The organism is Pseudomonas sp. B21128 (assembly GCF_044218865.1).
In the GTDB taxonomy this organism is placed as follows: domain Bacteria; phylum Pseudomonadota; class Gammaproteobacteria; order Pseudomonadales; family Pseudomonadaceae; genus Aquipseudomonas; species Aquipseudomonas iridis.
Map to the genome: position 1 here is coordinate 1,331,359 of NZ_CP162590.1, position 25,111 is coordinate 1,356,469.

The 25,111-nt window shown below is 59.5% G+C and carries 26 protein-coding genes; 14 read left to right on the forward strand and 12 right to left on the reverse strand.

The window, feature by feature from the left end:
• The first annotated feature begins 134 nt into the window (after positions 1–134).
• Entirely contained in the window at positions 135–608 is a 474-nt protein-coding gene (locus AB4P91_RS05815; protein WP_395604468.1) for an Lrp/AsnC family transcriptional regulator, read from the forward strand.
• 125 nt (positions 609–733) lie between these two features.
• Here AB4P91_RS05815 and lpdA read toward each other — a convergent pair whose 3' ends face one another.
• A complete protein-coding gene (gene lpdA, locus AB4P91_RS05820) occupies positions 734–2,134 on the reverse strand; it encodes a dihydrolipoyl dehydrogenase (protein ID WP_150595904.1) in 1,401 nt (466 codons plus the stop codon).
• Positions 2,135–2,346: 212 nt separating this feature from the next.
• On the opposite strand from lpdA, the gene hflK (AB4P91_RS05825) reads away from it, so the two are divergent.
• The 8 genes from hflK (AB4P91_RS05825) (at position 2,347) to cfaB (ending at position 11,630) form a co-directional block, all read left to right on the forward strand.
• Positions 2,347–4,308 (forward strand): protease modulator HflK, encoded by a 1,962-nt coding sequence (gene hflK / locus AB4P91_RS05825; protein ID WP_395604942.1) that lies wholly within the window; start codon positions 2,347–2,349, stop codon positions 4,306–4,308.
• Positions 4,305–5,345: a protease modulator HflC gene (hflC, locus tag AB4P91_RS05830; RefSeq protein ID WP_395604469.1), complete on the forward strand. Its 1,041-nt coding sequence runs from the start codon at positions 4,305–4,307 to the stop codon at positions 5,343–5,345. The genes hflK (AB4P91_RS05825) and hflC overlap by 4 nt, the downstream gene beginning before the upstream one ends.
• Complete coding sequence (hflK, locus tag AB4P91_RS05835) at positions 5,342–6,403, forward strand: protease modulator HflK (RefSeq protein WP_395604470.1); 1,062 nt, start codon at positions 5,342–5,344, stop codon at positions 6,401–6,403. Before hflC ends, hflK (AB4P91_RS05835) begins: the two co-directional genes overlap by 4 nt.
• Positions 6,400–8,307 (forward strand): cation-translocating P-type ATPase, encoded by a 1,908-nt coding sequence (locus tag AB4P91_RS05840; protein WP_395604471.1) that lies wholly within the window; start codon positions 6,400–6,402, stop codon positions 8,305–8,307. Before hflK (AB4P91_RS05835) ends, AB4P91_RS05840 begins: the two co-directional genes overlap by 4 nt.
• 110 nt (positions 8,308–8,417) lie before the next feature.
• A complete protein-coding gene (locus AB4P91_RS05845; RefSeq protein ID WP_150593367.1) occupies positions 8,418–8,669 on the forward strand; it encodes a hypothetical protein in 252 nt (83 codons plus the stop codon).
• Between the two features lie 64 nt (positions 8,670–8,733).
• Positions 8,734–9,579 carry a DUF692 domain-containing protein gene (locus AB4P91_RS05850; RefSeq protein ID WP_150593368.1) on the forward strand — a complete coding sequence of 282 codons (846 nt, stop codon included), beginning with the start codon at positions 8,734–8,736 and terminating at the stop codon, positions 9,577–9,579.
• Entirely contained in the window at positions 9,570–10,358 is a 789-nt protein-coding gene (locus AB4P91_RS05855; RefSeq protein WP_395604472.1) for a putative DNA-binding domain-containing protein, read from the forward strand. Before AB4P91_RS05850 ends, AB4P91_RS05855 begins: the two co-directional genes overlap by 10 nt.
• 84 nt (positions 10,359–10,442) lie before the next feature.
• Positions 10,443–11,630: a C17 cyclopropane fatty acid synthase CfaB gene (gene cfaB / locus AB4P91_RS05860; RefSeq protein ID WP_150593370.1), complete on the forward strand. Its 1,188-nt coding sequence runs from the start codon at positions 10,443–10,445 to the stop codon at positions 11,628–11,630.
• Positions 11,631–11,670: 40 nt separating this feature from the next.
• Here the strand turns inward: cfaB and cls are convergent, their stop codons facing one another.
• Entirely contained in the window at positions 11,671–13,110 is a 1,440-nt protein-coding gene (cls, locus tag AB4P91_RS05865) for a cardiolipin synthase (protein ID WP_150593371.1), read from the reverse strand.
• Positions 13,111–13,241: 131 nt separating this feature from the next.
• Between cls and AB4P91_RS05870 the strand changes: the two genes are divergently transcribed.
• Positions 13,242–13,760 (forward strand): DUF3617 domain-containing protein, encoded by a 519-nt coding sequence (locus tag AB4P91_RS05870; protein ID WP_047304291.1) that lies wholly within the window; start codon positions 13,242–13,244, stop codon positions 13,758–13,760.
• An 81-nt stretch (positions 13,761–13,841) separates the two neighbouring features.
• Here AB4P91_RS05870 and AB4P91_RS05875 read toward each other — a convergent pair whose 3' ends face one another.
• From AB4P91_RS05875 to AB4P91_RS05905, 7 genes are all read right to left on the reverse strand, one after another.
• Positions 13,842–15,173, reverse strand: coding sequence for a dihydroorotase (locus AB4P91_RS05875; protein ID WP_395604473.1), 1,332 nt, complete (start codon positions 15,171–15,173; stop codon positions 13,842–13,844).
• Between the two features lie 2 nt (positions 15,174–15,175).
• The gene (locus tag AB4P91_RS05880) at positions 15,176–15,736 is read right to left on the reverse strand and encodes a DapH/DapD/GlmU-related protein (RefSeq protein WP_150593372.1); all 561 of its coding nucleotides are present in this window, start codon (positions 15,734–15,736) and stop codon (positions 15,176–15,178) included.
• On the reverse strand, positions 15,733–16,608 hold the full coding sequence (locus AB4P91_RS05885; RefSeq protein WP_395604474.1) for a metal ABC transporter substrate-binding protein: 876 nt from the start codon (positions 16,606–16,608) through the stop codon (positions 15,733–15,735). The genes AB4P91_RS05880 and AB4P91_RS05885 overlap by 4 nt, the downstream gene beginning before the upstream one ends.
• An 11-nt stretch (positions 16,609–16,619) precedes the next feature.
• Complete coding sequence (locus AB4P91_RS05890; RefSeq protein WP_150595912.1) at positions 16,620–17,486, reverse strand: metal ABC transporter permease; 867 nt, start codon at positions 17,484–17,486, stop codon at positions 16,620–16,622.
• Positions 17,486–18,154, reverse strand: a complete 669-nt coding sequence (locus tag AB4P91_RS05895; protein ID WP_395604475.1) for a metal ABC transporter ATP-binding protein — start codon at positions 18,152–18,154, stop codon at positions 17,486–17,488. The genes AB4P91_RS05890 and AB4P91_RS05895 overlap by 1 nt, the downstream gene beginning before the upstream one ends.
• Positions 18,151–19,047, reverse strand: a complete 897-nt coding sequence (gene folE2, locus AB4P91_RS05900; protein ID WP_395604476.1) for a GTP cyclohydrolase FolE2 — start codon at positions 19,045–19,047, stop codon at positions 18,151–18,153. Before folE2 ends, AB4P91_RS05895 begins: the two co-directional genes overlap by 4 nt.
• Positions 19,048–19,243: 196 nt before the next feature.
• A complete protein-coding gene (locus tag AB4P91_RS05905; RefSeq protein ID WP_395604477.1) occupies positions 19,244–19,621 on the reverse strand; it encodes a glutamine synthetase in 378 nt (125 codons plus the stop codon).
• Positions 19,622–19,842: 221 nt separating this feature from the next.
• Here AB4P91_RS05905 and zigA point away from each other — a divergent pair, with 221 nt between their 5' ends.
• Together zigA and AB4P91_RS05915 are read left to right on the forward strand one after the other, a co-directional pair.
• Positions 19,843–21,048 carry a zinc metallochaperone GTPase ZigA gene (zigA, locus tag AB4P91_RS05910; protein ID WP_395604478.1) on the forward strand — a complete coding sequence of 402 codons (1,206 nt, stop codon included), beginning with the start codon at positions 19,843–19,845 and terminating at the stop codon, positions 21,046–21,048.
• Positions 21,048–21,698, forward strand: a complete 651-nt coding sequence (locus AB4P91_RS05915; protein WP_395604479.1) for a DUF1826 domain-containing protein — start codon at positions 21,048–21,050, stop codon at positions 21,696–21,698. Before zigA ends, AB4P91_RS05915 begins: the two co-directional genes overlap by 1 nt.
• Before the next feature lie 4 nt (positions 21,699–21,702).
• Here AB4P91_RS05915 and AB4P91_RS05920 read toward each other — a convergent pair whose 3' ends face one another.
• Entirely contained in the window at positions 21,703–22,059 is a 357-nt protein-coding gene (locus AB4P91_RS05920; protein WP_395604480.1) for an NADH:ubiquinone oxidoreductase, read from the reverse strand.
• Between the two features lie 41 nt (positions 22,060–22,100).
• Between AB4P91_RS05920 and AB4P91_RS05925 the strand changes: the two genes are divergently transcribed.
• A complete protein-coding gene (locus tag AB4P91_RS05925) occupies positions 22,101–23,066 on the forward strand; it encodes a CobW family GTP-binding protein (RefSeq protein ID WP_395604481.1) in 966 nt (321 codons plus the stop codon).
• A 13-nt stretch (positions 23,067–23,079) separates the two neighbouring features.
• On the opposite strand, the gene AB4P91_RS05930 is transcribed toward AB4P91_RS05925, so the two are convergent.
• On the reverse strand, positions 23,080–23,493 hold the full coding sequence (locus tag AB4P91_RS05930) for a DUF3301 domain-containing protein (RefSeq protein ID WP_042561850.1): 414 nt from the start codon (positions 23,491–23,493) through the stop codon (positions 23,080–23,082).
• A 117-nt stretch (positions 23,494–23,610) separates the two neighbouring features.
• Here AB4P91_RS05930 and pdxY point away from each other — a divergent pair, with 117 nt between their 5' ends.
• Positions 23,611–24,483: a pyridoxal kinase PdxY gene (gene pdxY / locus AB4P91_RS05935; RefSeq protein ID WP_395604482.1), complete on the forward strand. Its 873-nt coding sequence runs from the start codon at positions 23,611–23,613 to the stop codon at positions 24,481–24,483.
• Between the two features lie 102 nt (positions 24,484–24,585).
• Here pdxY and AB4P91_RS05940 read toward each other — a convergent pair whose 3' ends face one another.
• Positions 24,586–25,068, reverse strand: coding sequence for an acyl-CoA thioesterase (locus tag AB4P91_RS05940; protein ID WP_041073853.1), 483 nt, complete (start codon positions 25,066–25,068; stop codon positions 24,586–24,588).
• Positions 25,069–25,111: the final 43 nt, after the last annotated feature.

Consider the following 25,111-nt stretch of genomic DNA (forward strand, 5'->3'; position numbering starts at 1 on the left):
TTTCGTTGTCGATTTGGTGAGGTCAGTCTAGGACCGAAAGGCGGGGCGGGTGCTTGCGTAGTCCGCTTCAAAAACCACCGTGATTGGCATAACCTGCTTCTTTTTTCTGCTGACACAATCGGAATCTGCCAACCATGAAACTCGACGCTTTTGATCGCAAGATTCTCGCCGCACTGCAGCGGGACGGACGCCTGAGCAATGTCGAGCTGGCGAACGAGATCGGCCTGTCGGCGTCGCCGTGCTTGCGGCGCGTGCGAATGCTCGAGGAGGCCGGGGTGATTCGCGGGTACCAGGCCAATCTGGATCGCGATGAAGTGGGGCTGGGATTGACGGTGTTTGTCGGGGTCAAGGTCGAGCGGCACAACGATCAACAGGCTGAAGCCTTTTACAAAGCGGTCACTGCATTGCCGGAGGTGATTTCAGCGTTTCTGGTATCGGGGGAGTCGGATTTCCTGCTGCAAGTGGTGGTGCCAGACCTTCGTGCGTACGACCGTTTTCTCAGCGGTTACCTGCTCAAACTGCCGGGGGTGAGTGATATCCGCAGCAACTTTGCGATTCATACGGTGAAGGCCCCGGGAGCGTTGCCGTTGGGGCATCTGCCTTGCTAGATCGAGTTGCTCCATTCGCGAGCGAGCTCGCTCCCACAGGGTTCTCGGTTGTTCACTTGTTTGTGTTCACTGAAAATCCAATGTGGGAGCGAGCTTGCTCGCGAAAGCGGTAGTCCAGACGACACCTACATCTGCGTCGCCATCCCCTCGACATTCATCGCTGCCTGGCGCAATGCCTCGGAGCGCGTCGGATGCGGATGGCACGTCAGGGCAATATCCTCGGCCGAAGCGCTGAACTCCATCGCCACGCAAAACTCGCCAATCATCTCACTCACGTTCGGCCCGACCAGATGCACGCCAAGCACTTCGTCCGTGCGCTCATCGGCGAGGACTTTGGCAAACCCTTCGGTCTCGTGATTGATCTTCGCCCGACTGTTGGCGGTGAACGGAAACTTGCCGACCTTATAGGCGCGTCCCTCGGCCTTGAGCTGCTCTTCGGTCTTGCCGACGCTGGCCAGCTCCGGCCTGGTGTAGATCACGTTGGGGATCAAGGCGTAATTGACCTCACCTGCCTTGCCGTGGATCTGCTCGACGCAGGCCATGGCTTCGTCTTCAGCCTTGTGCGCGAGCATCGGCCCGGACGTCACGTCGCCGATCACCCAGACTCCGGCGGCTTCGGTGCGATGCTGCTGGTTGGCGAGCATGCCGCGCTTGTCGGTGCTCAACCCGACGTTTTCAAGGCCCAGGCCCTGAGTGTATGGACGGCGGCCGATGGCAACCAGAACGTAATCGGCTTCCAACAATTCGGCACTGCCGCCCGCCGCAGGCTCGACGCTGAGCTGCACGCCGCTGGCCGAGGTGGTGGCACTGGTCACTTTCGAACTCAATTTGAACGCAATGCCTTGCTTGCTCAGCGAACGCTGCAGGGTTTTGCCGGCCTCGCCATCGACACCGGGGCAGATACGGTCAAGGTATTCGACCACGGTGACCTGCGCGCCGAGACGCCGCCACACCGATCCCAGTTCGAGGCCGATCACGCCAGCACCAATCACCACCAGATGTTTGGGCACTTCGCTCAGCGACAACGCGCCGGTGGAGTCGAGGATGCGCTGATTGTCGATCTCGACACCGGGCAGGGGAGTGGGCTCGGAACCGGTGGCGATGATGATGTCCTTGGCGGTCAGTTCGGTCTTGCTGCCCTGATCGTCGGTCACGGTGACCCTGCCCGGGCCGTCGATGTGGCCCCAGCCCTTGATCCAGTCGACCTTGTTCTTGCGAAAGAGGAACTCGATGCCCTTGGTCAGGCCGGTCACGCTCTCGTCTTTCTGCTTCATCATCTGCGCGAGATTCAGGGTCGGTTTGACCTCGATGCCGAGGTTGGCGAATTCCGCCCCCATCGCTGCCTCGTACAGTTCCGAAGCATGCAGCAACGCTTTCGAGGGCATGCAACCGACGTTCAGGCAGGTGCCACCGAGGGTTGCCCGGCCTTCGACACAGGCAGCCTTGAGGCCCAACTGGCCGGCGCGGATCGCCGCGTTATAGCCACCGGGGCCGCCGCCAAGAATTACCACGTCATAGTTGCTCATGCGCTTGCTCCTGATGGATGGATGCAGATCGTTAAAAGTAGTCATCGCACAAAATTACGAACGTAATATGTGCGTTTGCAGACATTTCGGTCAAGGCTTCAGGCAGGCGACAGGTCAAGCGGCTTTAGATAAGCGCAATTTGTGCACAAATATTTCACGGTTTTCGTTATATCGTAACGATATGAGCAGTGAGCCGATGGCTTTGGGGTGATATGCAAGTCGATCTGGAGGTTGAAGGCACGCAAGTGACCGGATTCCCGCGCTTTCAGCAGGCGGCCACGCAGGGCCGAAGGTTACGCCGTTTGGCGATCGGCCTCGGTGGGCTGGCCGGAGCAGGGTGGGTGTTGGCGTTTTTTGTCGGGTTGTTCGCGCCGCAGTCGTTTTGGCTGCCGCTGCTGATCAACCAGAGCGCGGCATTGCTGGTGGTGGTTGCCGGGCTGCAATCGGCCTGGTGGGTGACGCAGTGGCGTGCACGGGTGATGAATCCACCGGCAGCCGTGCCATTGACTGTTGATGAGCAGCCCGCAGCGCAGGGCTGGTATGAGCGCCTGCTCGATCGCTTGAGCCGGCGCAGCTTACAGTTGCTTGGACTGATCGGCGCACCGACATTGTGGCTGGGCGGTTGGGCGTTGCTGATTGCGCTCAGCATCGAGCAGGTATGGAACCTGACATTGCCGCCCGCGGCTGTCGGTGTCTCGGCCACAGTCGGCGCCGCGCTGGCGTTGTTATTGGCGTTCGGCTTGTTGGTGTTGGAGCGGCAACTGGCTCAGGAAAACCCCGCGCAATGGCCTGAAGCGAATTTGCTGGCACAACTGGCTCGCGTGGCGATCATCAGTCTGATACTGAGCGCTCTGTGTTTGTTATTCGCCGCAGAAACCTCCGTTTGGCCGTTTCGTTTGGCGGTACTGATCGGGATCTTGCCGGGTCTTGTTGCGATCGAGCTGCTATTGCGCGCCGTTCTGTCGGTGTTCAGCCCTCAACGCGAACAGCTTGAACCGACGCTGCTCGCGCGCAGTTTTGTCGCTGACATGCTGCGCTGGCCGCCCCAGCCATTGCTGGCGCTACAGCACGAATTACACAATCGCTTTGGCATCGATCTACGCCAGATCTGGGCGTTTAGCTACATGCGCCGGGCGTTTTTTCCGGTGCTGGCGCTGGTCTTGGTAGTCGGCTGGTTGCTGACCGGTCTGCATGAAATCCCCTTGCAGGGTCGAGGCATCTACGAACGTTTCGGTAAGCCGGTGCAGGTGTTCGGCCCTGGTTTGCACGCAGGATTGCCGTGGCCACTGGGCCGGGTGTTGAGCGTTGAAAACGGCGTGGTGCATGAACTGGCCACCAGCGTTGGCGAGAATCCGGCGCCGGTCCAACCTGTTCCGGCCGAAGGCCCGGCGCCGTCCACGGCCAACCGCTTGTGGGACGCCAGCCATGTGAATGATAAGTCTCAAGTCATCGCCAGCCGCCGTGGCGCGCAGCAGAGCTTTCAGATCGTCAACATGGATGTGCGTTTCGTCTATCGCATTGGCCTCACCGACCAGGCAGCGCTGGCGGCTACCTACAACAGCGCCGATGTGCCGACGCTGATCCGCAGCACCGCCAGCCGGATTCTGGTCCATGATTTTGCCTCGCGCACCCTCGACGGTCTGCTCGGTGCGGACAGGGTAGGGCTGGGTGAAGAAATCGCCCGTGCGGTGCAAAGCGATCTGCAACAACTCGACAGCGGCGTGGAAATTCTCGCCACGGTCGTTGAGGCGATTCATCCGCCGGCCGGAGCCGCCAACGCCTATCACGGCGTGCAAGCGGCGCAGATCGGGGCGCAGGCGTTGATCTCCCGCGAACGTGGTGCCGCAGCGGAAGCGAGTAATCAGGCGCAATTGCAGGCCAGCCTTGCTCGCGATCAGGCCAGCGCCAACGCGCGTGAAATCAGCGCCGCCGCGCAGGCAGCGGATCTGAAATTCAGTGCTGAACAAAAAGCCTACGCCAGCGCGGGTCAGGCGTTTGTCCTTGAGCAATACCTCAGTCAGCTCAGCCAAGGCCTGAGCAAAGCCAAATTGCTGGTACTCGACCATCGACTGGGCGGTAGCAATAACGCGCCGACTATCGATTTGCGTACGTTCACGCTGCCGGCTGATCCGACGCCCGCACGTTCTACCGCTCAACCAGGAGTCGCCCATTGAGCCAGTCGCACACTCACGATCATCATGCCCACGGCGGCCACGATCACGGCCACGGCGGACATCACCATCATCATGGGCATCATCACCACGGCGCGCCGGAAGAGGCAGGGCCTTTTCCATGGCGACGCATGGGTTGGGCGGCGTTGCTGGTGGCGTTCGCCGTCGCTGCGGCAAGCCTGGTGCAAGTGCGCTCCGGCGAAGCCACGGTCATTACCCGGTTCGGTAATCCGTCGCGGGTGTTGCTCGATCCGGGGTTGAGCTGGCGCTGGCCCGCGCCGTTCGAAGCGACGATTCCTGTGGATCTGCGCTTGCGTACCACCTCCAGCGGTTTGCAGGATGTCGGCACCCGAGATGGTTTGCGCATCATCGTCCAGGCTTATGTGGCGTGGCAGGTGCAGGGCGATCCGGACAATGTGCAACGCTTCATGCGCGCCGTGCAGAACCAGCCGGACGAAGCAGCGCGGCAGATTCGCACGTTTGTTGGCTCCGCTCTGGAAACTACCGCCAGCAGTTTTGATCTGGCAAACCTGGTAAACACCGACGCCAATCAGGTACACATCGCCGAATTTGAGACACAGCTGCGTCAGCAAATCGATCAGCAACTCCTCGCGACCTACGGCGTGCGAGTGGTGCAGGTGGGTATCGAGCGGTTGACCTTGCCGTCAGTAACACTCACCGCCACGGTCGATCGGATGCGCGCCGAGCGTGAAACAATTGCCACCGAACGCACCGCCATCGGCAAGCGCGAAGCTGCGCAAATTCGCTCTGCCGCCGAGCGTGATGCGCGGATTGTTCAAGCGGATGCCACGGTGAAAGCCGCGGATATCGAAGCGCAATCTCGGGTGGAGGCCGCGCAGATCTACGGCCGCGCCTACGCCAGTTCACCGCAGTTGTATAACTTGCTGCGTTCGCTGGACACCCTCGGCACCCTCGTCACGCCAGACACCAAGCTGATTCTGCGCACCGATGCCGCGCCATTCCGTGTGCTGGTCGACGGCCCGCCGAATCTCGATAGCAAAGCCGGATCGCAACCATGAGTGAAGAAGTTCCACGTGGAACATATTCGCTGAACAGTCCGTGGATTCAGGCCGGGCGTTTGGCCTTTTTTGCCCTCTACGCCGTGACCGTGCTGGCCGCGGTGGCTTGGGCATTCTCGAATGTCCGGCAGATTGATCCGCAGAATCGCGCCGTGGTTTTGCACTTTGGTGCGCTGGATCGCATCCAGAATGCCGGTTTGCTGTTGGCTTGGCCACCGCCATTCGAGCAGGTGGTTTTGCTCCCAGCGGCAGATCGAGTGATAGAGCGTCGAGTGGAAAACCTGCTGCGCAACGATGAGGCGTTGAAGGCTGATCGGGTCGCCACGTTTGCCACGCCGCTCAGTGATGCACTGGCGGGATCTGGTTATTTATTGACCGGTGACGCCGGCGTCGTACAACTGGATGTGCGAGTGTTTTACAAAGTGACCGATCCCTATGACTTCGTGCTGCAGGGTGATCATGTGCTGCCAGCGCTTGATCGGCTGGTCACCCGCAGCGCCGTGTCACTGACCGCCGCGCGGGATCTGGACACCATTCTGGTGGCCCGACCGGAGTTGATCGGCGCCGATAATCAGGCTGCCGAACGTCGCGAGCGCTTGCGCGGTGACCTGGTGCAAGGCATCAACCTACGGTTGGCTGAACTGAAAACCAGCGGGCAGGGCATCGGCATCGAGGTGGCACGGGTTGATGTGCAGTCCAGTCTGCCCGGTCTCGCCGTCAGCGCGTTCAACGCGGTGCTGACCGCCAGCCAACAAGCCGACAAAGCCGTGGCCAACGCCCGCACTGATGCCGAGAAACTCACCCAGACCGCCAACGAACAGGCCGACCGCACGCTGCAGGTCGCTCACGCGCAGGCGGGTGAGCGCCTGGCCAAAGCGTCTGCGGACACTGCTACGGTGTCGAGTCTGGCCAAGGCGCAATTGCAAGGGACTGACCCACAAATGCTCCTGCGTCTGTACCGCGAGCGCATGCCGAAAATTCTTGGCCAGGCCGGATCAGTGACCACGGTCGATCCGAAAGACGATTCCCGCCTGATCATTCAGGGAGCCAGTCAATGAGCGCGACCACCGCTGCACCGGGCCTGTTGTCCTCAGCCGAACAACGTCGCGCCGCGCGTCAACTGACGTTGGCCATGCTCGCGCTTGGTTTGCTCGGCCTCGGTCTGATCTGGCGTTGGCTGCTGCCGACACAAACCGGTGTCAGCCAGTTGCTGCTGGGCGTTGCTTCTTTATTGGTCGCTGTTCCGGTGATGCGTTCGGCGTGGTTCAGCCTGCGTTATCCAAGTCTGCATGGCATCACCGACCAACTGATTGCCCTGGCGATGCTCGGGGCGTGGGCGACTGGCGATCTGCTGACGGCTGCGTTGCTGCCGATCATTATGATCTTCGGCCACGTGCTGGAAGAGCGAAGCGTCATTGGCTCGCAGAAAGCGATTCACGCACTCGGTCAATTGACCCGCAGTCATGCACGCAAGGTTCAGGCTGACGGCTCGATCATTGAAGTCGACAACGGCACGCTCAAATCTGGTGACACGGTCGAGGTCCGCGCGGGTGATCGAGTGCCGGCGGACGGTCGGGTTTTGTCCGGCCAGGCCAGCTTCGACACCGCGTCGATTACCGGTGAATCCGTGCCGGTGGAAGCGAGCGTCGGCATGACGGTGTTTGGCGGCGCGATCAATCTCGACGGTTTGCTGCGCATCGAAGTGACCCGCACCGGCGACGAGTCGACGTTGGGCAAAGTCATCGCGCTGATGCAAAACGCCGAGCGTTCGAAACCGCCGATCACCCGGTTGCTTGAGCGCTATGCCGGCAGCTATATGGTGCTGGTGTTGCTGTTGGCGGCCGTCACCTGGTTCATCACAAACGATGCGCAAGCGATGCTCGCGGTGTTGGTTGCCGCATGTCCTTGCGCCTTGGTGTTGTCGGCACCGGCCACGGCAATTGCCGGTGTGGCGGTGGCGGCGCGTCACGGGATTCTGATCCGCAGTTCGGCGTTCCTCGAAGAGCTGGCCGATCTCACCTCGCTGGTCGTCGACAAGACCGGCACCCTGACTTACGGCACCTTGCGCTTGCAGTCGATCAACAGCTCGCACGCGGATCAGTCGACGGTCATGGCGCTCGCCGCCAGTCTGGGTGCGGCGAGCAGTCATCCGGTCAGTCGTGCGATGGCGGGGTTGGTCAATCAGGACGACTGTTTGCCACTCACCGATATTCACGAACGGCAGGGCCTCGGCGTAGTCGCCTTGACCGGGCAGGGCGAAGCGGCGCTTGGCCGCCCGGAGTTGTTCGCACAACTGGGCATCACTACGACGACCGTCCCTGAACACGATGGACCGATTGCCGGCCTGGCCTTGAACGGTGAGTTTCTCGCCTGGCTGCTGTTGGCTGACAGTGTCAAACCGGAAGCCCGATTTGCCCTCAGTGAACTGCGTGAGTTGGGCCTTGGGCGGCAACTGTTGCTGACCGGCGATCGGCACAGCGTGGCCCAGACGCTGGCTCGCGAAGTCGGTCTCAAAGAAGTCGAAGCCCAGGCGTTGCCCGAGGACAAACTCAATCGCGTGCTGAAAGAAATCAACGACGGTTTCCGGCCGATGGTGGTGGGCGACGGCATCAACGATTCGCTGGCGCTCAAGGCTGGCGTGGTCGGTGTGGCGATGGGGGCGGGCGGGGCAGACATCGCGTTGGCCTCCGCCGATATCGTGTTGATCGGCAGCGATCTGCGTCGGCTCGGCACTTGTGTGCGGCTCAGTCGCCAATGCCGACGAACCTTACAGGTCAACGTGATCATCGGGCTGGGCTGGACGCTGGCCATTGTCGTGTTCGCCGCGTTCGGCTGGCTCGGAGCCGCCGGGGCGATGATCGCTGCGTTGCTGCACAACTTCAGCACATTACTGGTGTTGGGCAATGCCGGGCGATTGCTGCGGTTTCAAGAGCCGCTGCTCAAGCTCAAGGAAGAAGTCTGAAATTATTTTTCGCCGCGCTGTAACGCCATCAGGGCAGCGTTCTCTAGTGCTGTGTCGGGACTGAACAACCGTCCAGCCGACACCCCTGATGCTTACCGAGGATAAGAAAAATGACGATCAAGACCGCTGCTGCTGGTGCCGCTCTCGCTTTGGCCGCCGCTACCCTGTTTGCCGGTGTAGCCACCAATGTGGTCGCCGCTGATGCCAACGTGCACTGTTACGGCGTGACCTCCTGCAAAGGCCAGAACGATTGCAAAACCAAAGACCACGCTTGCAAAGGCATGGGCGCTTGCAAAGGCCAGGGCTTCAAAGCGATGACTCAAGCGGCTTGCGAAAAAGCAGGTGGTAAGGTCGGCGAATAACTGACCGGTAAGTGCCGCCGCAGTGGTTCACGCCACTGCGGCCACTTTTATCAGGAGCCCGCACATGTCTGCTTCACTACCTTTCCTCGGCTACGGCCTGGGATTGCGCAGCGCTTACTACCAGCAGATCCTTGAACAGTCGCCCGACGTGGACTGGTTCGAAGTGGTCTCGGAAAATTTCATGGTGCAGGGCGGCAAGGCTCTGTATTACCTGGACGCCATCGCCGAGCGCTATCCGCTGGTGATGCACGGCGTCTCCCTGTCCATCGGCGGGCCCCATTCCCTCGACCCGGACTATCTCAAGCAACTCAAGCAATTGGCCGATCGGGTCAAACCGGCGTGGATCTCCGACCATCTGTGCTGGAGCCGCGGCAACGCTCATCAGTTGCATGATCTGCTGCCGCTGCCGTACACCGCTGAGAGCCTCGAATACATCGCCGGCCGAGTGGCCCAAGTCCAAGATGTGTTGCAGCGTCCATTGGTGCTGGAAAACGTCTCCAGTTATGTCCGCGCCGCCTCGGATGATTTCACCGAGTGGGAGTTTCTCGCCGCTCTGACCCGGGTGAGCGGTTGCGAGCTGCTGCTGGACGTCAACAACGTCTACGTCAGTTCGCGCAATCACGGCTTCGATCCGTGGACCTTTATTCAAAGTCTGCCCAAGGACAAAGTGCGCCAGTTGCACTTGGCAGGGCACAGCGATTACGGCGATTACGTGATCGACACCCACGATCATCCGGTGAGTGACCCGGTCTGGGCGCTGTATCAGCGCACACTTGAACACTTCGGCCCGGTGGCGACATTGCTGGAGCGCGACGATCACTTTCCGCCCTTTGAAGAGCTGCTCGATGAATTGCAAAAGGCTCGCGAGCTGGGTAGCCGTGCCTTGGCCGGGAGGCAGCAATGCGCCTGAGAGAATGGCAAGTGGCGTTTGAGTCGTTTCTGCTGGATGACGCAGCGACGGCCAACCTGGCATTGGGAAAAAGTCTGATCGGCGGACCGACGCTGGATATCGGCACCGGTCTGGCGATTTATCACAACGCCTACAAGTCGCGTTTGCTGGAGGTGTTACGCACCGACTACCCGACGATCTGGCACTGGATGGGCGACGGAGAATTCGATCAGTTGACCACCGCGTATATCCGCCAGTACCCATCGGCGCACTACAGCCTGCGTTGGTTGGGCAAGGGGTTCGCCGGTTTTATCGGTGAGCACCTGGTCCCGGAGCAGGGCGCACCACTGGCCGAATTGGCTGCGCTGGAATGGGCGTTCACGCTGGCCTTTGATGCGCCCCCAGGTTCACCGTTAACCCTCGAAGCGATGGCGTCGCTGGCTTCGGAAGATTGGCCCGGGCTGCAGTTCAAACCCACACTGTCGTTGCAAAGGCTGGAGTGCAAATTCAACAGTCTCTCGCTGTGGCGCTCGGTGAAGGAAGAAAGCGAATTCCCCGCAAGCATGGCACTTGCTGCCCCTCAGGTCTGCCTGATCTGGCGTAACGATCTGATCTGTCATTACCGCAGCCTGGAAGCTGCCGAAGCCTCGGCCCTGAACGGGCTGCTCGACGAAGGCTGGAATTTCGCCGAACTGTGTGCGGCGTTGGCAGTCATTTATGGTGAAGGCGCTGCACTTCAAGCCGTCACCTGGCTGAAACAGTGGGTGCAGGATGGCTTGTTGGAGCGTCTGGAACGGTAGATTGGGTCAATCAAATCGATAGCCTGCTATTTTTCAAGGATGGTCTACCCTCAGATCAGACGTCTGAAACAAGGGGGATTTTCCATGCTCGCGCAACTTCCACCGGCCTTACAGAATCTGCAGCTACCGCTTCGCCTGCGACTCTGGGATGGCCATGAATTCAATCTGGGCCCAACGCCCAGCGTCACCATCGTGGTCAAGGATCCTAAGATGGTCAGCCAGTTCACCCATCCAAGTCTGGATGCGCTAGGGGCGGCGTTCGTCGAAGGCAAGCTTGAACTGGAGGGTTCGATCAGCGAGGTCATCCGGCTCTGCGACGAATTGAGCAATGCTTTGCTTGGTGCAGATGACGACAGTCATCCCGTGCGTTCGGTGCATGACAAAGAAACCGACGCCAAAGCCATTTCCTACCATTACGACCTGTCCAATGCGTTCTACCAGCTGTGGCTGGACAGCGACATGGCGTATTCCTGCGCGTATTTCGAAACCGGCAGTGAAACGCTGGAACAGGCGCAACAAGCCAAATTCCGTCACCTGTGCCGCAAGCTGCGTTTGCAGCCGGGCGACTATCTGCTGGATGTCGGCTGTGGCTGGGGTGGGTTGGCGCGTTACGCGGCGCGGGAATTCGGTGCGAAAGTGTTCGGCATCACCCTGAGCAAGGCGCAGCTGGAACTCGCCCGCGAACGTGTCAAAGACGAAGGTCTGGAAGAGCAGATCGAACTGCAACTGCTGGACTACCGTGATCTGCCCCAGGACGGTCGCTTCGACAAAGTGGTCAGTGTCGGCATGTTCGAGCACGTCGGTCACGCCAACCTGGCCGAGTATTGCAAAACCCTATTCGGTGCGGTGAAGGAGGGGGGGCTGGTGATGAACCACGGCATCACAGCCAAGCACACAGATGGCCGCCCGGTAGGACGTGGTGCCGGCGAGTTCATCGAAAAATACGTCTTCCCCAATGGTGAGTTGCCGCACTTGTCGATGATCTCAGCCGAGATCAGTGAAGCCGGGCTGGAGATTGTCGACGTCGAAAGTCTGCGCCTGCACTACGCACGTACCCTCGACCACTGGAGCGAGCGTCTGGAAGACAACCTCGAAACCGCAGCGAAGCTAGTGCCGGAGCAGGCGCTGCGCATCTGGCGGTTGTACCTGGCCGGTTGTGCTTACGCCTTCGCGCGCGGCTGGATCAATCTGCATCAGATCCTCGCGGTAAAAGCGCACGCCGATGGCAGCCATGAACTGCCGTGGACTCGCGACGACATCTACCACCCTTGATTCCCTGTATTCCCTTGCCCTCCGCAGAGGGTGGGGAACGTCAGAGAATGGGCGAAATAAGCCGGGCGATCCGCATGCCGACCTGTTGCAGGCGGTGGATCTCCCGGCTTTCTTCTTTGGCGATCTCGTAAGATTGCTCGAAATCCTCGATCAGCATCTGTTCCACACCAGCGGCGAAGACGCTGTCGACCGTCAGCAGCATCACTTCGAAATTCAAGCGAAACGACCGGTTGTCCAGATTGGCGCTGCCAATGGCGCTGATCTCGCTGTCGATCAACACCACTTTCTGATGCAGGAATCCGGGTTCGTAACGGAATACACGGACGCCGGCGCGCACGGCTTCGAAGGCGTACAGGCTGGACGCCGCGTAGACGATGCGATGATCAGGGCGCGAAGGCAGCAGCAAGCGCACGTCGACACCGCGCAACACGGCCAAACGCAGGGCCGCGAACACGGCTTCATCGGGAATGAAGTAGGGGCTGGTGATCCACACCCGTTCCGTCGCCGCGTGGATAGCTTCGACGAAGAACAGCGAACAGGTTTCGTAGGCATCTGCCGGGCCACTGGCAAGCAACTGGCACAGCACGCCATCTTCCGGGTATTCGTCGGGCAGAATCAGCGGTGGCAATGTACGCGTAACCCAGAACCAGTCTTCGGCGAAGGATTCCTGCATGCACGCTACCACCGGACCACGCACCATTACATGAGTGTCACGCCACGGTGCCAGCGGCGGTTTTTCGCCCATGTACTCATCCCCGACGTTGTGCCCGCCGACAAATCCGATCACCCCGTCGACCACCACGATTTTGCGGTGGTTACGGAAATTGACCTGAAAGCGATTGAGCCAGCCGCTGCGGTTGGCGAACGCTTTCACCTCGACGCCGCCATCGCGCAATGCCTGAACATAGTCGTGGGGTAACGCGTGACTGCCGATGCGGTCGTAGAGCAGATGAATCGCCACGCCTTCGCCGGCCTTCTTCAGTAGCAGATCACGCAGGCGTTGACCGAGCCGATCATCGTGGATGATGAAGAACTGGATCAGCACGGCTTCCTTCGCCTGATCGATAGCGCGGAAAATCGCCTCGAACGTCGCTTTGCCGTTCACCAGCAACTGCACTTCGTTATTCGCCAGACACGGCATTCGCCCCAGTTTCGGCATGGCGCGCAAGGATGCGTAGGCGTTCGAGGCGCGGGCAGTCAGGGCTTCTTCCACCCACGGCCGCCAGTTTAATTCGGAGATGGCCTGGCGCATCTGTTCGTTGGCCTGGCGCCGAGCTTTGATGTAGCCGTCAAAGGTGCTGCGGCCGAACACCAGGTACGGAATAAGCGTGAGGTAGGGAATGAAGATCAGCGACAATGCCCAGGCGATCGAGCCTTGAGCCGTGCGCACGGTGAGCACCGCGTGAACGGCGGCGATCAAGCCGAGGGTGTGTATCAGGGCGATCAGATAACCGAAAATATGCGGTCCGAAATAATCCATGGGGCAGCCTTGCTCCGGAAGATTCAATGCTTAACAGACCATGTTCCGCCGCGAATGTCGCTAATTAATTGGTGCATGAACCGAAGCAATTGGCCGACGTCTAACGGCCACTACTGATCAGGAGTTTTTCGATGAACATTCGTCTGCTGGGTTTGGCGCTGGGCCTGGGTTTGGCATTGCCGGTGGTTGCTCAGGCGCAGATGCTGCAGCCGGGGTTGTGGGAAATGACGTCGAGCAACGTCAAAGTCGATGATCAGCCGATGGACGTGCAATCGATCCTCGGCCAGTTGCAAGGTCAGATGACCCCGCAGCAGCGGGCGGCGCTGGAAAAAAACGGCATCAATATCGGCGGCAAGGGCATCCGCGCGTGCCTGACGCCTGAGCAAGTGGCGACCAATGATATTCCGCTGGCCGATCCGCAATCGGGCTGCAAACAGCAGATCACCGAACGCAACGGCAACCAGTGGAAATTCCGTTTCAGTTGCCCGAAAGCGCAGGGCACCGGTGTTGCGACTTTCCTCAGTGATCGGGAATTCAACACCGTCGCCAACGGCACGTTCAATGCCATCGGCATCAACCAGAAGGGCAGTCTGGAAACCCGCGCCGTGTGGCTGGGTCAGGACTGCGGCGCCGTGAAACCTCGCGCCTAAAGCATCGCCGGCAGGCTCGTGCCCACTGCGAAATGTACTCGGAATGTGGGAGCTAGCCTGCTGGCGATGGCGTCATCAATATCAGCGCGTAAACCGCAACGGCAAACCGCGGCAGCCTTCATTCACTCGACCATCGCGCCAGGCGATCTGCCCTGACACCAGCGTCGTACTGACCCGATGCCGAAAGCTTCTCCCGGCAAACGGCGTCCACCCGCACTGCGACAGAACCGGTTGCCGAGACACCTCGACAGTCTGCCGCTCAACCAACACCAGATCCGCCCAATACCCTTCACGCAAATAGCCCCGATCCGGAATCGCAAACAGATCCGCCACGCGATGGCTGGTCTTCGCCACCAGAGTGCTGATCGGCAGTACGCCGTCCGCCACCAGTTCCAGCAACGCCGGCAATGCATGCTGTACCAGCGGTAAACCCGCAGGTGCCTCGATGTAAGGTCTTTGCTTGTCCGCCCAGGTATGCGGCGCGTGATCGCTGCCGATGACGTCGAGTCGATTAGAGTTCAACGCTTCGCGCAAGGCATCGCGGTCGGCCTGAGTCTTGATCGCCGGATTGCATTTGATCAGGTTGCCGAGCGCCGGATAGTCGCGATCATCAAACAGCAAATGATGCAGGCAGACTTCTGCCGTGATGCGTTTTTGTGCCAGTGGTTTATCTTCGAACAGATCCAGTTCCCGGGCGGTGGTGAGGTGTAAAACGTGCAGTCGTGTGCCGTGACGCGTGGCCAGTTCCACTGCCAACGAAGACGAGCGGTAGCAAGTCTCGGCATTACGAATCAGCGCATGAGCCGCGGGCGGTAGACGCTCACCAAACAGGTCGCTTAGGTTGGCCGCATTCGCGTTGATGCTTGGCGTGTGTTCGCAGTGAGCCAGCAAGATCGTCGGCACATCAGCAAACAACCGCTCAAGAATCTTCGGATCATCCACCAGCATGTTGCCGGTGGAGGCGCCCATGAATACTTTGACGCCGGCCACTTCGCTGGGATTGAGCGCGGCGACGGTGTCAAGATTGTCCCGGCTGACCCCGAAGTGAAAGCCGTAGTTGGCCACAGAGCTGAGCGCCGCCCGGCGTTTTTTATCCGCCAGCGCCTCCAGGCTGAGGGTGGCGGGTTGGGTGTTGGGCATGTCCATGAAGCTGGTAATGCCTCCCGCAACCGCCGCGCGAGATTCGGTGTGGATGCTGCCCTTGGCCGGCGCACCGGGTTCGCGGAAATGCACCTGGTCATCGATCATCCCCGGCAACAACCACCGACCGGCCGCGTCGATTTCGACGCTCGCGTTTTCACCTTCGATGCAGCGCGCAATCTTGACGATTCGACCGTTGCTGACCAACAGATCGCCGCCGAACTCACGTCCTTCGTTGATCATTCTTGCATTGCGAATCAGCACACTGCTCATGGTTAAAACTCGTTCTGCAAGGCTTTGTAGCCACGCACCAAATCGACATTGGTACGCGCCACGTCTTCGGAAAACTCCGAGGCGCTGATACTCACGGGGGGGAATTGCGAAAGGTCAGTGTTCGGGCCGATGCGGGTGGTGGAGGGCACATAGAACGCGTCCGGCAAATCGCGCCCGTCGACCACCGAGTTGTGCCGCACCACGCAGCCGTCGCCGACCACACAGTTGAACAGCACGCTGTTGAAGCCAATGAACACCCGGTCGCCGACCACGCATGGACCATGCACGATCGAACGATGGGCGATGGAGCTGAATTCGCCGATGGTCACTGCCGCGCCGGATTTGGAATGGATCACCACACCGTCCTGGATGTTCGAATTGGCGCCGATGGTGATCGGTTCCATCTCGCCTGACGCATCCACTTCGTCGGCGCGAATAACGGCATAGGGGCCGACGAACACGTTTTCACCAATCACCACTTTGCCGCAAATGATCGCGGTTTTATCGACGTAGGCCGACTCGGCGATCTGTGGCAGATCGCCTGAAGGGTTCTTGCGGATCATGGTTGGCTCAGCGCGTTGTAAAGGGTGTTGAGGTTGTATTCGAACAGCCCGGTAAATGTGCTGGCCGGGCCGCTGGCGGCGAGGGCGTCCGAGTAGAGCGTGCCGCCAATGTGCGCGCCGCTTTCATCGGCAATCTGCTTGAGCAGTCGCGCGTCCTTGATGTTTTCCATGAACACCGCTTTGACTTTCGCCTGGCGGATCTGGGTAATCAGCGCCGCGACTTCGGCGGCCGAAGGGTCGCGCTCAGTGGACAATCCTTGGGGCGCCATGAAGTCGATGCTGTACGCCTGACCGAGGTAACCGAAGGCATCGTGGCTGGTGACGATTTTGCGATTACCCGGTGGCAGTGAACCGAGTTTGGCCTTGGCTTCGGCGAGCAGGGCGTAGATCTGTTTCAGGTAGGTTTGGCTGTTGCGCTCGTAGTCGGCCTTGTTCGTCGGGTCGGCGGCGATCAGCGCTTTGGTGATGTTGGCGACGTACAACTCGGCGTTGGCCAGATTGTGCCAGGCGTGCGGATCGGGAATGGTTTCACCGTCCTCATCCAGCGAGCGCGGGATCACTCCGTGACTGGCGCTGACGACCGTGGCTTTGGTTTCGGTGCTGGTGACCAAGCGATCCAGCCACGGTTCGAAACCCAAACCGTTTTTGATGATCAGTTTGGCTTTGAGCAGTGCCTTGGCATCGTCCGGGGTCGGCTCATAGGTGTGCGCGTCAGCGTCGGGGCCGACCATGTTGGTGATCTGGATATGCTCGCCACCGACTTGATGAACCATGTCGGCGAGGATGCTGAAGCTGGTCACCACCGGCAGTTTTTCAGCCGCCGACAATGACATCGACAGCATCAGGCTGAACAGCACTACTAGAACACGCATCGGGAAACACCTCATTGGGATGTGAGCAACGGTGGGCGGCGCAGCAAACCGTGAACCGGTCCGAACACCACGGAGAGCAAATACCCGGCCCCGGCGACCAGCACGATGGCTGGCCCGCTGGGCAACGAGAAGTAGAACGACAGCAACAGGCCGAGCCACACCGACAGGCAGCCGAGAAGGGCGGCGATAGCAATCAGGACCGGCAGACGGCGACTCCAGAATCGCGAGCTGGCGGCGGGCAGCATCATCAGTCCAACGACCATCAGTGCGCCGATCGCCTGAAATCCGATCACCAGATTCAGCACCACCAGGGTCAGGAACACGCCATGGGCGAGAGGGCCAAGTCGGCTGACGGTTCTCAGGAACAATGGGTCGAGGGTGTCGAGCAGCAACGGTTTATAGATGAGTGCCATGGCGATCAGGCTGAAGGTCGATACCCACAGCATGCCGTTGAGGGTCGGACCGTCGACCGCCAATGCCGACCCGAAAAGCAGGTGTAAAAGGTCGAGACGTTTTCCCGCGATGCCAAGAATCAGCACACCGGCTGCCAACGATATTGGATAGATCGCGGCGAGGCTGGCGTCCTCTCGCAAACCTGTTTTGCGAGTGATCCAGGCGGCGAGTCCGGCCATGCTCAAACCTGCGCCGAGCCCCCCGACCGTGAGCGCAGGCAGACTGAGCCCGGCGAACCAGAAGCCCAATGCGGCACCGGGCAGGATGCCGTGGGCAACGGCATCACCGATCAGACTCATGCGTCGCAAGATCAAAAAAACGCCGAGGGGGGCGGTGCTGCAGGCGAGCACCAAACCACCGAGCAGGGCGCGGCGCATGAAGACGAACTCGTTGAACGGTTCCCAGAGGTGCGCGATGGTGAGCATCACGCCACCTGCGTATGCGGTGTTTGCCGGATGAGCTCTTTGCTCGTGCCAAATACGCAGGTGCTGTTTTTGATCAGCAGCGTTTTTGGAATGTGTTCGCGAACGGCGCAGAGGTCGTGGCACACCACGATCAATGTTCGACCTTCGGCGTGCCAGGCGTGGATGTGTTGCCACAGCAACTGTTGGCCCAGTTCGTCGAGAGCTGCATGCGGTTCGTCGAGTAGCAAAACGGGTGCATCAGTCAGACTCAATCGAGCGAGCAAAGCGCGTTGTAATTCACCTCCGGACAAAGCCATCAAGGGGCGTTGATCAAGCCCGTTCAGGTGCCAGTTTTCCAAGGCAGCGGCGAGGCGCTGTGCACGCAGTTGTGTGGACAATCTACGTCCCCAGAAACCGGCGGCCACCACCTCTTCGAGGCTGATCGGGAACTGGCGATCCAGGTGCTGTTGTTGGGGGAGGAAGGAGATTCCGCTTTGCCGTGGAACACTCAGCGAGACCTTGCCTGCCAAAGGCCTTTGCAGCCCTGCAATCACTTTCAGCAGGCTGCTTTTGCCACAGCCATTGGCGCCGATGATTGCCGTCAGGCTGCCGCTTTCAAATTCCAGGCTCAAGGGCGAGGTCAGCGGTTGGCCGGGTGCGCCCCAGCTCAAGGCTTGGCAACGGATCATGCCTGCTCCCGGTGCCAATGACTTTCGGCGACGGCATCGTGGGCATGCAGGCTTTCGGCGTGGCTCACCCGCAGTTTGAATGCACTCACTCCGGGAGAGCGGCGTAGTGCCAGATTCAGGCGGCGTGCGGCGTCTTCACAGAACATCAGGTTCTGCCCATTAGCGAGGGCAAAGGCTTGTTCGTCCGCTCGTTTGACCGCGGTTTGTACGGCGGTGCCGAGGGCGGCTTCGGCATCGTTGATGATCGCGCTCAGCGGTAGTTCGTCGACGAATTCGTCGAGATGAACGTGGAGTTGCGCGGTGCTACGTTGGCTATGTGGCGTCGCGACGATGCCTTGGGGCGAACCCAGCCATGCCAAAACCTCTGCATGATTCAGTTGTTTGTTAGCGAAGTCTTCAATGAATTGTTGCTGGATAAGCTGTCTCGCTAGCGCAGCCGAGCACGGACATGTCGAGGAGTAAGGCACTTCAATTTCTAGTTCCACGTGGAACATTCTGTTTTTCAGGCTGGCCGAAATAGTGACTGGATAGGATTTCCATCCGGACAAAGGACTGATCAATGCGGGTCGCTTTAGCAGTAGATCCGTGTGGATTTTCAAATAGGCGTTGTTGGACAAACCTGCGTGGCTCTCGAGGAAATGCTCAAGAATCTGGTGAAGCAACGCTGGGCTAATGTTGCGTTGTTCAAAGGTTTCGAGTGCCAGATACAAGCGCGACATATGAATACCTCGCGCCTCCCCATCATCAAGACTCACACCTGCATCTGCTTTCGCACTCAGGCGTTGGCCGTCCAGCCAAACGGGCAACGCAATGGCGTGCATGCCCACCCATTCGAGTGGCAAGGCTTGGCGAGCGGCCTGCGCGGCGATATCCGGAAGTGTCAGCGAATTCATGAGCGGGACCATCGTGATGATTAAATTCGATGTTACATTATAACAATTCGAATCACGATGTCTTTTTCATGAACAGGTTTTCATAAGTACGCGCGAACTCTCCCTGTGGTTCCACGTGAAACACTTGCGAAAATCACCCTTTCCAAGCGAGGCATCACCGGGGTTATATCCTCGACACGTCGATGACTTGGGCGAACTAACAACCGGTCAATCGGCTGCAGGTGAATTTCGCGCTGCTGCCACCTGAACTGGAGAAGCGATTGATGGTGGTCCATCCCACCCGACGGGTGTAGCCGACCCAGGCTTCACCGTCGGAAGCGATGCCAGTGAAGAACGTCATTTGCCCGAACCGACTGTTGGTCTGCGCCCAATACCGCTTGCCACTCTTTTCAAAACCGCGCAGATAAATCGTGTTGCCGACCGTGTTGACGCTGTAAGCGTTGCCATCAGCATCCAAGCAGGCCACCAGATTGGCGCTGCGCGTGCAGGAGGCGAGCGCCGGGGTTTTTCCCCAGGCGGTGGCCGCAGTTAACAGCATGACGCTCAAAACCGAGCATTTCAGCGCACTTTTCATCACATTTTCCGAGCCTGAACTTAAAGGGCAGCTTCCGGCTGTTTGTAGATAAGGGTAAGAGCAGGGCTGGTCATTCTCTATTGTTATACTATAACATCAATTTGAACTGAGCCTGAGTCGGCCGATTTCAAACGTTTACCTTCTGCGAACTCCGTATGAAGCCAGAACGTCACGCGCTACGTAAAAGCGCTAATCGGCTGCCATCTAAAGAGGATTACCCAATGTCAGCCGCACTGCCTGTGACCGTTCTTTCAGGATTTCTTGGCGCTGGAAAAAGTACGCTTTTGAATTACGTACTACGTAATCGAAAGGGTTCGCGCGTGGCGGTAATAGTCAATGATATGAGCGAGATCAACATTGATGGCAGCGAAGTCCAGCGCGATGTCAGCCTGAACCGCGCTGAAGAGAAACTCGTGGAAATGAGCAACGGCTGTATCTGCTGTACGTTACGCGAAGACTTGCTCGAAGAAGTCAGCAACCTCGCGCGAGAAGGGCGGTTCGATTATTTGCTGATCGAATCCACCGGTATCTCGGAGCCTTTGCCCGTCGCAGAGACTTTCACCTTCCGCGATGAGCAAGGCCAAAGCCTCGCCGACATCGCCCGTCTGGACACCATGGTGACTGTAGTCGACGGCGTGAATTTTCTGCTCGACTACCAGGCCGCCGAAAGTCTTGCCTCTCGTGGTGAAACGCTTGGCGAAGAGGACGAGCGCTCCATCACCGACTTGCTGATCGAGCAGATCGAGTTTGCCGACGTGCTGCTGATCAGCAAAATCGACTTGATCAGCCAGCACGAGCGCGAGGAATTGACCGCCATCCTCAAGCGGCTCAACGCACAAGCCGACATCATCCCGATGCTGATGGGCGAAGTACCGTTGGAGAAGATCCTCAACACCGGCCGCTTCGACTTCGAGAAAGCTGCGCAAGCACCCGGCTGGTTAAAGGAGTTGCGCGGTGAACACGTCGCGGAAACCGAGGAGTACGGGATTGCCTCCACCGCCTACCGGGCGCGTCGACCGTTTCACCCACAACGCTTTTTCAGCTTCATCGATCGTCCATGGGTCAACGGCAAGCTGCTGCGCTCCAAAGGGTTTTTCTGGCTGGCGAGCAAGCCCAACGATGCCGGCAGTTGGTCGCAGGCCGGTGGCTTGATGCGCCATGGTTTTGCCGGGCGCTGGTGGCGTTTCGTGCCGAAAAGCCAATGGCCGCAGGATCAGGAAAGTACCGTCGCGATCATGGAAAACTGGACGCCGAGCGTCGGAGATTGCCGCCAGGAATTGGTGTTTATCGGTCAGAACATCAATTTCGTACAGCTAGGGGCCGAGCTCGATGCGTGTCTGCTGACCGACGATGAAATGGCGTTGGGTGCGGAAGGCTGGCGATTGCTGCCAGATCCATTCGGCCCTTGGAACGAGGAGGCCGCCTGATGCTTGCGATGAAGCTGCTGCAAGACCGTACGCGCTCACAGCATCAGGGTGCGACCCCCAAGGCGCTGAGCCGAATTCTTGACGATGAAATAAACCTCGCCGTATGGCAGCGACATATGCCGCTGCACATCGCCGAATTCGCAAGGTTATTACTCTCGTTAAACGAGCCCTTGGCAGAGTCGTCATGCCTTGAATTGGCTGACGAAGACGACGAACCCGATCTCCGCGGACTGGCCTCAGGCTTGCGCGATCTGGAAGGCTACGAAGGCTTCATCGCCGATCTGAAATGGCTGGTCAGTGCCTTCGCTTGCCTGCTCGGTGCTCGGCGTATCGGTTTGCGCCTGCGGGTGCTGGATAAAGCCATGTGCCCGCGATTCCACGTCGATCATGTGCCGGTGCGCTTGATCACGACTTATGCTGGCGTTGGCAGTGAATGGCTGAAGGAGGGCGCCATGGATCGGCGGCAACTGGGCCAGGCCAACGCCGAGCCGACGGACACAACGCAGATCCAGCAACTCAAGAGCGGCGAGGTGGCGCTGCTAAAAGGTGAAAAATGGCACGGCAATGAAGGTTTCGGCTTGATCCACCGCTCGCCGCAACCGGCACCGGGCGAGCGCCGTTTGATCCTGACCCTCGACTGGCTTGGCTAACGCCTCATGGCTTGAGCCATGTGCCTTGGCTCTGGCCTTCGCAGTAAGGTTTTAGATAAGCGGCGTCAGTGGCGACGCCGTAATAGTGGATGTCCTGGCGATAGGGCATATTGGCGACTGGTGCGTTGCTGCACACACCGAAAGCGCCGCTGGGGCATTGATCGACATACTGCACCTCGACTTTCTGTCCGGCCAGTGCTGGCTGGCAGAAGCCGTCGCTGAACAGTTTTGCCGGGATGCTGCGGTTCTGCTGGCAGACTTTCACGTCGAGCCGCTCGCCCTGACTGTGCACCACGCAGGCTTGAGCCAACACCTTGCTGGACACCAGCAGCAACAGCAACGACCATCCCATCCAACGCATTTTCAATCTCCTCAGAAACTTTCCTTAGAAAATCCCCGGCCATGTTGCAGAACATTCCTGTCCACGTCATCGCAGGCCCACTCGGCGCCGGCAAGACCAGCCTGATCCGCCAGCTCATGGCGCAACGCCCTGAAGGCGAGCGCTGGGCGGTGCTGATCAACGAGTTCGGCCAGATCGGCCTCGACGCCGCTCTACTGACCCGCGACGGCGATGGTATCGCACTGGGGGAAGTGGCCGGGGGCTGTTTGTGTTGCGTCAATGGGGCGCCGTTTCAGATTGGCCTTGGGCGTTTATTGCGCAAGGCGAAACCGGATCGGCTGTTTATCGAGCCCTCCGGACTGGGCCATCCTGCGCAATTGCTCAAGCAGTTGAGTGAAGCGCCATGGCTGGGTGTGCTGGCGGTTCAGCCGTGCGTTCTGGTGCTGGATGCCCAGGCACTCAATGCGGGGAAAGCGCTGCCTGCAGCGCAGCAGGATGCGTTGGCCAGCGCTGGTTTGCTGGTGTTGAACAAGGCCGAAAACCTTTCTGAAACTGTCAGGCAGAAGATTGCCGGTCAGTTGCCGCCAGTCAGGCTCGTCTGGACGCAACAAGCGCAATTATCCTTGAGCGAATTGCCGGGGCTGGCCGCGCGAGCGGTGGCGGGTGTGGACAACCTGATCGTGCCCAAAGGTTTGGCGCAGATGCCGGCGGTCTGGAGCGATCCGACACTGCCGATTTGCCTGAGCCAGGCCCAGGACGGTGGTTGGAGTATCGGTTGGCGTTGGCATCCGAGCCAGACGTTCGACTCACAAAAGGTCGCAGCCTGGCTGCAAAGCCTTGTCTGGAAAAGGGCAAAACTGGTTATCCACAGCACCAATGGCTGGGTTTCAGCGAATGCCCTGGAGAACGCTGATCTGCATTGGCAGCCCAGTGAATGGCGGCGCGATTCGCGGATCGAGCTGATTTTCGCTCAGGTGCAGGATGTGGGCGTGTTGCAGGACGCGTTAGCGGGTTGTCGAGTCGATTGAGATCTTTTGATTTCTACGGCTTCCACTTGGTGTGTTCCTGCCGCCACTGACTCAGCTCGATCACTTCAGCCCGTGGCTTGTGCACCTCGACAACCGGCGGCGTGTCGTCGAACGGTGCCGGGTAGGGCGCCAATTCGATCTGCGCACTGTGGGCACCGAACTGGGTGATGGTGCCGTTGTGGCGGCTCTCGCCTGTCACGGTGAACTCGAAGTTGTACACCCGCGCCAGTCGCCGGCGACCGCTGGCATCCTTGATAAAACCAATCTTCTTCAACGCGACGTTGCCGTCCAGCAGCTCCACACCGACGTTGATGCAATGCTGTTTGACCCGCTCCAGCGCCCGCTCGCGCAAGCCGTGGTTGTGCCATAGCCACGCGCCAGCGGCGGCGAACAGTATCAGCACGAAGATGTTTTCGAGGGTCAGCATCAACAATGAACTCCAAAAGTTAGCGCCAGCTTAACTGTGTCGCCGGTCTGTCGTACAGACTGCGTTTCGTCGCATACTGCGTGGCTTGAATTTCAATCGTTTTACGGAAAAACCCGAATGAAACGTACGCCTCATCTGCTCGCCATTCAGTCCCATGTGGTGTTCGGCCACGCCGGCAACAGCGCCGCAGTATTTCCGATGCAGCGGGTCGGGGTGAATGTCTGGCCGCTCAACACGGTGCAGTTTTCCAATCACACCCAGTACGGCCAGTGGGCCGGCGAAGTGCTGGCGCCGCAACAGATTCCCGAACTGGTCGAAGGCATTGCGGCCATTGGCGAGCTGGGCAATTGCGATGCGGTGCTGTCCGGTTATCTCGGCAGCGCAGCGCAGGGCCGGGCCATTCTCAGTGGCGTGGCGCGCATCAAATCGGTCAATCCGAAAGCGCTGTATCTGTGCGACCCGGTGATGGGCCATCCGGAGAAAGGTTGCAGCGTGCCAACGGAGGTCAGCGATTTCCTGCTGGAAGAAGCGGCGTCTGTGGCGGACATCATGTGTCCGAACCAGTTGGAGTTGGACAGTTTTTCCGGGCGTAAGCCGCAATCACTGTTTGATTGCCTGGCAATGGCGAGGGCGCTTTTGGCTCGCGGGCCGAAAGCCATTCTGGTCAAGCATCTGGACTACCCGGGTAAACCGCCGGAGGGTTTCGAGATGTTGTTGGTGACCGCCGAGGGCAGTTGGCACCTGCGCCGTCCGCTGCTGGCGTTTCCGCGTCAGCCGGTGGGCGTGGGCGATCTGACGTCCGGCCTGTTCCTGGCGCGCGTGCTGCTGGGCGACAGCCTGGTGGCGGCGTTCGAGTTCACGGCGGCAGCGGTGCATGAGGTGCTGCTGGAAACGCAGGCGTGCGCCAGTTACGAGCTGCAACTGGTGCGGGCGCAGGATCGTATTGCGCATCCGCGAGTCAAGTTCGAAGCCACTGCGATCAGTCTGTAAGACCGCGTCGCGCCATTCGCGAGCAAGCTCGCTCCCACAGGTACAGCGTGAACCCTGTGGGAGCGAGCCTGCTCGCGAAAGCGGTCGTCAGATCGCTACCAATCAAGCGTCGCCCTTGATCTCCTGATAACGCTTTTCCAGCTCCTGGCGAATCTGCCGGCGTTGCTGCGCCTGCATGTAACGACGTTTGTCTTCGCTGTTCTGCGGTTGCAGCGGCGGCACGGGTGCCGGTTTGCGCTGGTCGTCCACCGCGACCATGGTGAAGAAGCAGCTGTTGGTGTGGCGCACCGAGCGCTCGCGAATGTTTTCGGTGACAACTTTGATGCCGACTTCCATCGAGGTGTTGCCGGTGTAGTTGACCGACGCCAGGAAGGTCACCAGTTCGCCGACATGGATCGGCTCGCGGAAAATCACCTGATCCACAGACAGTGTCACCACGTAACGGCCGGCGTAGCGGCTCGCGCAGGCATAGGCCACTTCGTCGAGATATTTGAGCAGGGTGCCGCCGTGGACATTGCCAGAGAAATTGGCCATGTCGGGGGTCATCAGTACCGTCATCGACAGCTGGGCGTTTCCGGGTTCCATAACGTTCTCACGGATCAAGGCTGGTTTGCTGGAAGCACCTCTG

What these genes read in the sequence shown, in the direction of transcription:
- AB4P91_RS05840 (WP_395604471.1), top strand. Translation starts at nt 6,400, where the DNA reads ATGAGCGCGACCACCGCTGCACCGGGCCTGTTGTCCTCAGCCGAACAA.
- AB4P91_RS05930 (WP_042561850.1), bottom strand. Translation starts at nt 23,493, where the DNA reads ATGCTGACCCTCGAAAACATCTTCGTGCTGATACTGTTCGCCGCCGCT.
- AB4P91_RS05850 (WP_150593368.1), top strand. Translation starts at nt 8,734, where the DNA reads ATGTCTGCTTCACTACCTTTCCTCGGCTACGGCCTGGGATTGCGCAGC.
- folE2 (WP_395604476.1), bottom strand. Translation starts at nt 19,047, where the DNA reads ATGAATTCGCTGACACTTCCGGATATCGCCGCGCAGGCCGCTCGCCAA.
- AB4P91_RS05855 (WP_395604472.1), top strand. Translation starts at nt 9,570, where the DNA reads ATGCGCCTGAGAGAATGGCAAGTGGCGTTTGAGTCGTTTCTGCTGGAT.
- cls (WP_150593371.1), bottom strand. Translation starts at nt 13,110, where the DNA reads ATGGATTATTTCGGACCGCATATTTTCGGTTATCTGATCGCCCTGATA.
- AB4P91_RS05845 (WP_150593367.1), top strand. Translation starts at nt 8,418, where the DNA reads ATGACGATCAAGACCGCTGCTGCTGGTGCCGCTCTCGCTTTGGCCGCC.
- AB4P91_RS05890 (WP_150595912.1), bottom strand. Translation starts at nt 17,486, where the DNA reads ATGCTCACCATCGCGCACCTCTGGGAACCGTTCAACGAGTTCGTCTTC.
- AB4P91_RS05880 (WP_150593372.1), bottom strand. Translation starts at nt 15,736, where the DNA reads ATGATCCGCAAGAACCCTTCAGGCGATCTGCCACAGATCGCCGAGTCG.
- zigA (WP_395604478.1), top strand. Translation starts at nt 19,843, where the DNA reads ATGTCAGCCGCACTGCCTGTGACCGTTCTTTCAGGATTTCTTGGCGCT.
- hflK (WP_395604942.1), top strand. Translation starts at nt 2,347, where the DNA reads ATGCAAGTCGATCTGGAGGTTGAAGGCACGCAAGTGACCGGATTCCCG.
- AB4P91_RS05870 (WP_047304291.1), top strand. Translation starts at nt 13,242, where the DNA reads ATGAACATTCGTCTGCTGGGTTTGGCGCTGGGCCTGGGTTTGGCATTG.
- AB4P91_RS05905 (WP_395604477.1), bottom strand. Translation starts at nt 19,621, where the DNA reads ATGAAAAGTGCGCTGAAATGCTCGGTTTTGAGCGTCATGCTGTTAACT.
- AB4P91_RS05875 (WP_395604473.1), bottom strand. Translation starts at nt 15,173, where the DNA reads ATGAGCAGTGTGCTGATTCGCAATGCAAGAATGATCAACGAAGGACGT.
- pdxY (WP_395604482.1), top strand. Translation starts at nt 23,611, where the DNA reads ATGAAACGTACGCCTCATCTGCTCGCCATTCAGTCCCATGTGGTGTTC.
- AB4P91_RS05915 (WP_395604479.1), top strand. Translation starts at nt 21,048, where the DNA reads ATGCTTGCGATGAAGCTGCTGCAAGACCGTACGCGCTCACAGCATCAG.
- AB4P91_RS05815 (WP_395604468.1), top strand. Translation starts at nt 135, where the DNA reads ATGAAACTCGACGCTTTTGATCGCAAGATTCTCGCCGCACTGCAGCGG.
- AB4P91_RS05925 (WP_395604481.1), top strand. Translation starts at nt 22,101, where the DNA reads ATGTTGCAGAACATTCCTGTCCACGTCATCGCAGGCCCACTCGGCGCC.
- AB4P91_RS05895 (WP_395604475.1), bottom strand. Translation starts at nt 18,154, where the DNA reads ATGATCCGTTGCCAAGCCTTGAGCTGGGGCGCACCCGGCCAACCGCTG.
- hflK (WP_395604470.1), top strand. Translation starts at nt 5,342, where the DNA reads ATGAGTGAAGAAGTTCCACGTGGAACATATTCGCTGAACAGTCCGTGG.
- lpdA (WP_150595904.1), bottom strand. Translation starts at nt 2,134, where the DNA reads ATGAGCAACTATGACGTGGTAATTCTTGGCGGCGGCCCCGGTGGCTAT.
- AB4P91_RS05885 (WP_395604474.1), bottom strand. Translation starts at nt 16,608, where the DNA reads ATGCGTGTTCTAGTAGTGCTGTTCAGCCTGATGCTGTCGATGTCATTG.
- AB4P91_RS05920 (WP_395604480.1), bottom strand. Translation starts at nt 22,059, where the DNA reads ATGCGTTGGATGGGATGGTCGTTGCTGTTGCTGCTGGTGTCCAGCAAG.
- AB4P91_RS05940 (WP_041073853.1), bottom strand. Translation starts at nt 25,068, where the DNA reads ATGGAACCCGGAAACGCCCAGCTGTCGATGACGGTACTGATGACCCCC.
- cfaB (WP_150593370.1), top strand. Translation starts at nt 10,443, where the DNA reads ATGCTCGCGCAACTTCCACCGGCCTTACAGAATCTGCAGCTACCGCTT.